The organism is Vibrio sp. 10N.286.48.C11 (assembly GCF_041469805.1).
Lineage (GTDB): Bacteria > Pseudomonadota > Gammaproteobacteria > Enterobacterales > Vibrionaceae > Vibrio > Vibrio crassostreae_C.
In genome coordinates this window covers 18,777-27,066 of the sequence record NZ_JBFRLK010000106.1, presented here as the reverse complement: position 1 = coordinate 27,066, position 8,290 = coordinate 18,777, and the positions used below count along the sequence as shown (strand labels likewise).

Here is an 8,290-nt window from a genome sequence, read left to right as displayed (position 1 = left end):
TTGAATTACGCAACAAAGCCACTTACACATGCCAGCAAAAGCTTTGTTGATGGCAACGATACCCATCACGTGCTGGAAAATGTCGACTTCGCTTTGGCGACAAGCGCAAGCGTGGCTTTAACAGGGGCGAGTGGCAGTGGAAAGAGTACTTTACTCAACCTAATCGCGGGCTTTGAACCTCTAACTGGTGGCGAGTTGTGGCTCGATAACGAGAACACATCAGATTGGAGAGATCCACAGTGGAGCCGATTCCGCCATCAAAAGCTAGGCGTGATCTTTCAACAGTTCAACTTACTAACCCCACTCAACGTAAAACAAAACATCGCCTTCCCGCTCCATTTGAATCAACAAAAATGGAGCGACTGGTGCGATTATTTAGTTGATGCATTGGGTATCAACGAGTTACTCGAAAGACATGTATCCGCACTCTCTGGCGGTCAGCAACAACGAGTCGCAATAGCGCGCGCGCTAGCCCATAAACCCAAACTATTGCTTGCCGACGAACCCACAGGCAACCTCGACCACAAAGCAGGGTTAGAGGTTATGAAGCTGCTGAGTGAAATCACCACTCAAGGCAACACTGCGGTGCTTTTGGTTACGCACAGCCCAGAATGCGCCAGCTTTATGCAGACAAAATTGGTGTTAGATGATGGTTGTTTAAGGAACGCCGATCTAACCCCAAGAGCAGCAGCGTTGTGAGTAATCCAATGAAGCAAACTGGCTTCGCTCAGAACCAGCTCACCCATACCAAACTGACTCTGAATCTATTCGCGGCGCACTATCGTCAATCACCATTGCAAGCCGCAGCGATTCTGATCGGCATTGTGTTAGCGGTCACCTTGTTTGTCGCAGTGCAAGCCATCAACCTCAATGCCAAGCGCAGTTATGCAGAATCGACCGAGCAACTTAGCGCTCAAGCGCAGAACCTTATCATTCCACTAGCAGGGCAAAACTATTTGCCGGAATCGCTCTACTTCAGCTTAAGACAAAGTGGATTAAGCGCAGCGCTACCTGTTATAGAAGGGCGAGTAAGAGACGAGCAAGGTCGACGTTGGTCAGTTCAAGGCAGTGAGTTGATCGCCGCCCTCACTTCAAGATCTCGTCACGCTCGCGTCGACGAACAAAGCAACACTCAAACCAAAGAACCAAACATTTCCCTGTTCGACAATGCCTTACCTTTGCCGCAACTCTTAGCGGGTGAACCCATTGTGATGATGAGCCAGTCGCAACACCAGAACTTGGGAGGAGTAGACACACTCACTTTGGATGAAGTGCTCACTCAAGTGGTAGTGCTACCAGATGAATGGCAGCTAGGTAGCCGAATGTTGATGGATATTGGGTTCGCTCAGCAACTGCTTAACAAGCAAGGGCAACTGAGCTACATCGCTATTTTTGACACTAAGAGCGACACTAAGAGCAATCCTCAGGATAAATGGCAAAGCCTTATTGGCGAGCAAGGACGATGGATTTCCAACAACCAAAGTACGGATCTGGGTTCAATTACCGATAGCTTTCACCTCAATCTCACCGCCATGAGTCTGTTGGCGTTTTTGGTTGGCCTATTCATCGCTTACAATGGTGTGAAGTACAGTTTACTGAAGCGTAATCGGCTATTGGTGCAAATTCAACAAGCCGGCATTGCGCCAAGCATCGTGTTTTCAGCTCTGTTAGTCGAGCTGACTCTTTTAGTCACACTAGGCGCGTCGCTTGGTTTCATTCTCGGCATCCAACTCAGCCATTGGCTGCATCCAACCGTCGCGATAACACTTGAGCAACTTTATGGTGCAACACTGCTTCCCGGTACATGGCAGTGGCAATGGTTAATGCAGGCACTGCTACTCACGCTGGCCGCAACTCTTGTCGCTTGTTGGCAACACTTTAAACAGCGGGTGCGACAACCCCTCTCTTCCCATGGCGGTTTCTATCAAGCGCCGGAAACGTCTAACGAAAATCAGCTGTTTGTTATCGGGTCAGTATTAACTATTCTCGCGTTAGCAGGTTTATGGATGAGCGAACATCATCGCTTCACCATGGCATGGCTCGGTGTGTTAGTGGTATCGATTCCTTTGTACCTGCCCAAAACGCTAAGCGTGCTAGCGAACTGGAGCGAAAAACGCACCCAATCGGGGTTAATACAATATCTGTTTGCTGAGCTACGTGAACTTATTTCCCCTCTCTCCCTTGCCATGATGGCGTTGCTTCTCGCTGTCACCGCCAATATCGGAATGAATACCTTAGTCGGCAGCTTTGAATCCACGTTAAAGCAATGGCTTGAACAGCGCTTACATGCCGATATTTACGTTAGCCCTGCCCAAGGTGAAATCGCGAATGTGGAACGTGCGTTAGAGCAGTTTGAAAATGTTGAAACCGTTTATAAGCAATATTATGTCGATGATAACTTGCAGGGCTTACCTACTTTGCTCGGCACCAAAGACAAAGACACACTTGAGCAAACCATGGTATTTCAATCCCACCTTGATGATTTCTGGACGCGCTTTTACCAAGGTGAATTCGTGGCGATCAGCGAACCTACGGCAGTGAAGCTCGGCTTGCCGCTTGGAAGCCGACTCAAGCTCGACGCGATCCAAGACAAAGCGCTCATCGTCGGGGCGATTTTCCACGATTACGGCTCACCGAATGGCGAAGTGTTACTTGCACCTAATTTGTGGATCGAAAGCGGATTTACTGACTTACCCACCAGCTTGGGAATCAAAGTCTCTGGCGACCCACAAGTGGTGTACGAACAGTTACGCCAACAACTCAATCTGCACCCTAGTCAGCTTTACGGTCAAGCACAGATCAAATCGATCGCGTTGGATATATTCTCACAAACTTTTGCCATCACGCGGGCGCTTAATGGCGTCACATTAATGGTGGCGGTGATTGGGTTGTTCTGCGCCTGTTTCATGTTGCTCGATGCACGTAAAGCCGCCATTGCAAGGCTGTATGCACTCGGTGTTAGTCAGAAAAAATTGATGGCAATGGTGGTCGGGCAAATCGTTGTTCTGGTCGCCTTCACTCTGGTTATCGCTTTACCACTCGGCGCTATGGTCGGTTATGTGTTGACGGACATCGTTACCCTACGCGCCTTTGGTTGGAGCTTAAATTACGTATGGAATTGGAGTGATGCACTCAGCATCGCAACCATCACCATTTTAGTGGCAGTGATTGCGACCTTGATTCCACTGTGGCGTTTGGTCAGCAAACCCGTGGTATCCAGTTTACAGAGTGAGGTGTTGTGATGAATCGAACAATGAGAGTTTTCGTTCTCACACTTGGCATCTTGCTCCTTTTAGGGTGCGATGAATCCACTCAACCATCAGCTCAAAATATGGGCTCAATACTTGGCACTGGAAAACAAACCGACGATGAAACACAAAAAGAGACTGATCAATTCACACCGGTAGTTAAAGGTATCGACATCGCCTTCCCTGCCGACCATCAAGCACATCCAGATTTTCGTCATGAATGGTGGTATTTAACCGCAAACTTAATTGATGAAGAAGACAATGTGTTAGGTGTGCAATGGACACAGTTCCGCTTTGCGGCTGCACCACAGGAACGTAGCAATAGAACCAAGGAAACTACGTGGCAAAGTCAGCAAATCTACATGGCACACAGCGCTGTCACCACTAAAGACAAACACTATGCCGATGAAAAATGGTCACGTAACCAAGCAGAACTGGCAGGAGTAAGCGCTTCACCATTTCGTGTCTATCTTGATGACTGGCAATGGACGTCGACGACCGATGACCTGTTCCCAGCTACATTGGTCGCTAACTCGGGGCAATTTGGATATTCGCTTAAGTTAACCAACAACGCGCCATATCAAAAGCAAGGCGAACAAGGCTACAGCACTAAAAGTAGCGATGGCAAAGTGGCTTCCTATTACTACAGCCAACCATTCATCAATGTATCGGGCGAGGTAACCATTGATGGCGTCACCCATCAAGTTTCCGGCAAAGGTTGGATAGACAGAGAATGGAGCTCACAGTTTTTACTCGACTCGCAACAAGGTTGGGATTGGTTTGCGCTAAGGCTGAGTGATGAAACCAGCTTGGTTGTATTTCAACTTCGAAACTCAACTACAGGCAAAGCCAGCTATTCTCATGCGAGGTTGATGAATCAAGATGGCTCCGGCATCGCGATTAAGCAGCAAGACATCAGCTTAACCGCCATCAAGCAAACTAAAATCGACGGGCGTGACTACCCAACAGAGTGGCAAGTTTCGATTCCAAGCCAGCAAATAGAACTGACCGTCTCGGCACTCAATCCAAATGCCAAAATGCCGCTGTCGGTTCCTTATTGGGAGGGGCCAATCATGATTAAAGGTTCTCATTCCGGATCTGGCTATATGGAGTTGACTGGGTATTAGATTGTGTATTAATACAGGTGGAATCTAACAACAAATACATCGCCATAACCATCGACTAAAACACTTTCAACCAAAACCTCCACCACGGAGGTTTTTTGTTGTTTCACGTGTTCTATTTATCTTAACGCCTGTTGAAAAATATCTAATTTAACCAAACGATGAGCTCCCCTAAAATACCAATCTTATGCTTAGGGGAGATAGAACATGATTAGCTCAGTACACAATGACGAACTCAACAAATACATCGAGAAACTAGACTTAAACCTTACCAAGGCTCAGGTTCGTGAACTTGGTTGGCAGCAAAGTAATGAAGAGGTAGGAAAAGAAAAAACAGTATTAGGCTCGTGGTTTTTCTTTTCTTTCTTTGGCTTATGTACGTCTGCATGTCTTGCGCTGCTAATGTATATCTCATGAAGATAAACAAAACAATGACCACGTATAACCAGCATGGAACCTTCAATTGGTTCGAGATCGACGGAGAAACGTACATACTGTTCAAAGTGGGCAGCAACAGTGCTCTATTGAACCAACACTATGAGGATGTCACCGAACAACAGAGCGAAATATATGGGCTGTTAAGGGCGATTCCATAAGCTCATACTGCACGTATTCACTTATGGTCTATCTATTCACTTGTGGTCTATCTACGCACTAACTAGCGCAAACATCCGTTCTTTTGGCAACAAGACCGAGCTACAACAAACGGTTCTTATACTGCTCTGGCGTTTGGTTCGCGTAACGTTTGAACATGGTGATAAATGGGCTTGCTTGGTTATAACCCAATGTAAGAGCGACCTCTTTAACCGATTGGCCGTTTCTCAACAAGTCCATTGAGTATAGGTAGCGCACTCGCAGTCGCCACTCGGTAAAGCTCATTCCAAGCTCGGTCTGGCAGTGGCGAGAAAGGGTTCTTTCCGTGGTGTGGACACGTTCAGCCCAATCTTTCAGCGTCACTTCATCGGTTGGGTTCTCTTCAACAGAAGCCAATATAGGCGCTAGATACTTATTATCGGTTGAAGGCAAGAAGTGGTGTTCAACCTCACGCTGCGCAAGTTGGTCAAGCAGTACCTGAACGAGCCTTTGGTCTTGCTCGGTTTCCGCAACATTGATCCCACGATCGCGAAAATCATCGATAATAGAAGACACAATCGGCGTGATCTTTATAAGGCTGGTTTTATCTGGCAGGTGTTGCGTGAGTTCTGGGGCGATATTTAGTGAACAGTAGTCCAAAGGCTTACGGTTATAACTGCAATGCATCACCCCGGCCGGTACCCAAATCGCTAAATGTGGTGGCGCTAGAAATCGAGTGCTTTCCGCTTCCATCTCTAATATACCACCACTGATCAATTGAACCTGTCCCCATGAGTGGCTATGAACTCGGGTTTCAGTGTTCGAAAGAAACGCTTCAAAATTCATAAATACGTTGGATGGTGCCTTATCAATTAATAAGGATGGATGAAGGTTTCTGGAGTGTTTTTTCAAACTTGTCTTCCTATCGCGCTTAATGTCTTTCTAAAGATACTTGTAAGTATAACGACCTGTCAAACTAGCCGCACCAACTCATTCGCCACGGAATTCACATGCATTACCTATTACCATTTTTTACAGTCTGTATCTGGGGCGCCAATGCAATCGTCAACAAGCTTGCTGCAAGCACCATAGAACCTAGCGCAATGAGTTTTTACCGCTGGTTTTTTGCGATGTTAATTCTCACGCCTTTCTGTATTCGCCCAGTGATGAAGCAGTGGGCTGTCATTAAGCCAAACTTATCTAAATTAGCGTTCCTCGGCTTTTTGGGCATGGTGTTGAACCAATCTCTAGGTTACTACGCAGGCTTAACCACAACCGCCTCTAACATGGCATTAATCACTTCTTTGGTTCCATTGGTCAGTGTATTTTTAAGCGTCCCTTTGCTGCACAAGTCGATTTCTAGTTTGAGTATTGTTGGCGGTGTGTTGTCACTATCAGGCTTAGCCCTGATGTTAGGCAAAGGCGATCCGTTATTCTTCATGCATCAAGAATTGACTCAAGGCGATGGCTATATGCTAATTGCAGCCTTTGTTTATGCTTCTTACTGTGTACTACTGAAACGCTGGAAAATGCCAATCAGTAGCTGGGTGGTGATATACATTCAGGGTCTGTTTGCTGTCGCGATGCTTACGCCACTTTGGCTTACCAGCGAACAACTTTTACCACCGCAACAAGCGCTCCCATTGATAGCTTACGCAGCGGTTGCCGCTTCGATTTTAGCGCCTTGGATGTGGGTGAAAGCGATTGACACCATTGGTGCTGACTCAAGCGCGATGTTCATGAACTTGCTTCCGGTTGTAGCGATCGTATTAGCCGCGACATGGCTTGGCGAAGAGATTAACCAGTTCCACATCATTGGTGGTGTGATGGTGATTTCAGGTGTCATCCTTGCTCAAATCAGAAGAAAACCAAGGCTTGAGGCTCCTCTCCCTCAACAAAGCTAAACGCATTACCCAACGCTCACATTAGGGTAAAAATTCAAACTCACGTTTCACACAGCAAATGAGAGTGGCTACTGTAATCCATACTATGATGAGCCCTTACAGCAAGCGAGTAAAACGGAAGATTAGTCTAAACGCTTTACTTTATATCAGCACGATGAGTCGTTGCTCAACTATTCTTCAGCAGTTATACCTTTATATCATTACAATCACACACGATTAGTGCGAAATACACTAAAAGGCTTCCCAAACAATAATCCGAAAGGAAATATCTACGCGAAGGATCTATACTTTTTAAAACAGTAAAAGTGAGCTGATAAGAAAACAATAATCACTACCACTTTAGTGGTATCTGAGATACAGCCACTTTAACTAAACCAAATCAACAGCGGTTGGTTGGCTAACACAAAAAAGTACCGACATGAGTACCACACGGCTTAGAAACACCTAGCATTACGCTAGGTGTTTTTTTTGCAATCGACCTATCTAGTGACTTAATCAGTATTTCTATTCTCTTGCTTGATATCACTTCATCCATGTTTGCCATTCGCCTGATACGCCTTTAAGCACCAATATTCATCAACTGATCATCTGTTTGAAAAAAATAGTCTTAACCATGAGATTATCCGCTTTAACTTATGTCATCTTAAGTATATTGTTACTAGCAAGTAACAAGCATGTTACGCAGCAAAATAATAATGAAGGAAGATAGATGAGCAGTAGCAATAGCCGACAAGATGGTAAACGAGACGTTACTCTGCGTTTTTTAGCTGAACCCGGAGATGTGAACTTTGGTGGTAAAGTTCATGGTGGTGCAGCAATGAAGTGGATCGATTTAGCAGCCTACGCTTGTTCCGCAGGTTGGAGCGGTAAATACTGTATAACAGCCTATGCAGGCGGAATTCGATTCGTTGCCCCAATTCATGTAGGCAACCTTGTGGAAGTAAGTGCAAAGGTCATTTACACAGGTTCATCTTCAATGCATATCGCTATCGACGTGCAAGCAAGCGACCCTAAAGAGCTCAATAACCGCCTAACAACTCACTGTATCGTTATTATGGTCGCTGTCGATGAGAATGGTAATCCGACTAAAGTGCCAGAGTGGATACCAGAGACGCCAGAAGACATCGAATTACGAGATTCGGCTATTCGCCTAATGAACATGCGAAAACAGATTGGTGAAGAGATGGAAGCTCACGTGAAGTACCTTAAGTAAGGTCCACCAGCTGCCCTCCCCCTACAAAACCTTATTACAATGCCAAGCGCCTGCTTGGCATTGATCTATTTGATACCTTCGTGCTCTACACAGCCAAATCCGCTGCACACCCAATACAGACGATAAGAGCGTGATACCCAGCCAAAGGTTGAAATGAATCGGCACTTGTTCACTGATTTATTTTGACTGTAATAAAGTCGTCATTTTGCTCTGATTAAATACCGCCAA

The 8,290-nt window shown here is 45.9% G+C and carries 8 protein-coding genes and 1 pseudogene; 8 read left to right on the top strand and 1 reads right to left on the bottom strand.

The genetic code is table 11. From position 1 onward, the window contains the following. From AB4209_RS20920 to AB4209_RS20900, 5 genes are all read left to right on the top strand, one after another. Positions 1-699, top strand: coding sequence for an ABC transporter ATP-binding protein (locus AB4209_RS20920; RefSeq protein ID WP_372057209.1), 699 nt, complete (start codon positions 1-3; stop codon positions 697-699). An 8-nt stretch (positions 700-707) separates the two neighbouring features. Continuing rightward, positions 708-3,242 (top strand): ABC transporter permease, encoded by a 2,535-nt coding sequence (locus tag AB4209_RS20915; RefSeq protein ID WP_372057213.1) that lies wholly within the window; start codon positions 708-710, stop codon positions 3,240-3,242. Positions 3,243-3,253: 11 nt separating this feature from the next. Continuing rightward, positions 3,254-4,375: a lipocalin-like domain-containing protein gene (locus tag AB4209_RS20910; protein WP_372057211.1), complete on the top strand. Its 1,122-nt coding sequence runs from the start codon at positions 3,254-3,256 to the stop codon at positions 4,373-4,375. A 204-nt stretch (positions 4,376-4,579) separates the two neighbouring features. Continuing rightward, positions 4,580-4,789 (top strand): hypothetical protein, encoded by a 210-nt coding sequence (locus tag AB4209_RS20905; RefSeq protein ID WP_017060055.1) that lies wholly within the window; start codon positions 4,580-4,582, stop codon positions 4,787-4,789. After that, the gene (locus tag AB4209_RS20900) at positions 4,786-4,968 is read left to right on the top strand and encodes a hypothetical protein (RefSeq protein ID WP_372057207.1); all 183 of its coding nucleotides are present in this window, start codon (positions 4,786-4,788) and stop codon (positions 4,966-4,968) included. The genes AB4209_RS20905 and AB4209_RS20900 overlap by 4 nt, the downstream gene beginning before the upstream one ends. Positions 4,969-5,068: 100 nt before the next feature. Here the strand turns inward: AB4209_RS20900 and AB4209_RS20895 are convergent, their stop codons facing one another. Beyond that, positions 5,069-5,857: a helix-turn-helix domain-containing protein gene (locus tag AB4209_RS20895; protein WP_029235520.1), complete on the bottom strand. Its 789-nt coding sequence runs from the start codon at positions 5,855-5,857 to the stop codon at positions 5,069-5,071. A gap of 98 nt (positions 5,858-5,955) precedes the next feature. Between AB4209_RS20895 and AB4209_RS20890 the strand changes: the two genes are divergently transcribed. The 3 genes and pseudogenes from AB4209_RS20890 to AB4209_RS20880 all read left to right on the top strand — a co-directional run bounded on the left by AB4209_RS20890 (position 5,956) and on the right by AB4209_RS20880 (position 8,062). Further along, positions 5,956-6,849: a DMT family transporter gene (locus tag AB4209_RS20890; protein WP_017065645.1), complete on the top strand. Its 894-nt coding sequence runs from the start codon at positions 5,956-5,958 to the stop codon at positions 6,847-6,849. 48 nt (positions 6,850-6,897) lie between these two features. Continuing rightward, a pseudogene (locus AB4209_RS20885) lies at positions 6,898-7,152 on the top strand (peptide ABC transporter substrate-binding protein); the annotation flags it as partial. A gap of 406 nt (positions 7,153-7,558) precedes the next feature. Further along, positions 7,559-8,062, top strand: a complete 504-nt coding sequence (locus AB4209_RS20880) for an acyl-CoA thioesterase (protein ID WP_019822926.1) — start codon at positions 7,559-7,561, stop codon at positions 8,060-8,062. Positions 8,063-8,290: the final 228 nt, after the last annotated feature.

Coding starts and splice junctions, on each gene's coding strand:
- AB4209_RS20915 (WP_372057213.1), top strand. CDS start 708: ATGAAGCAAACTGGCTTCGCTCAGAACCAGCTCACCCATACCAAACTG.
- AB4209_RS20910 (WP_372057211.1), top strand. CDS start 3,254: ATGAGAGTTTTCGTTCTCACACTTGGCATCTTGCTCCTTTTAGGGTGC.
- AB4209_RS20905 (WP_017060055.1), top strand. CDS start 4,580: ATGATTAGCTCAGTACACAATGACGAACTCAACAAATACATCGAGAAA.
- AB4209_RS20900 (WP_372057207.1), top strand. CDS start 4,786: ATGAAGATAAACAAAACAATGACCACGTATAACCAGCATGGAACCTTC.
- AB4209_RS20890 (WP_017065645.1), top strand. CDS start 5,956: ATGCATTACCTATTACCATTTTTTACAGTCTGTATCTGGGGCGCCAAT.
- AB4209_RS20880 (WP_019822926.1), top strand. CDS start 7,559: ATGAGCAGTAGCAATAGCCGACAAGATGGTAAACGAGACGTTACTCTG.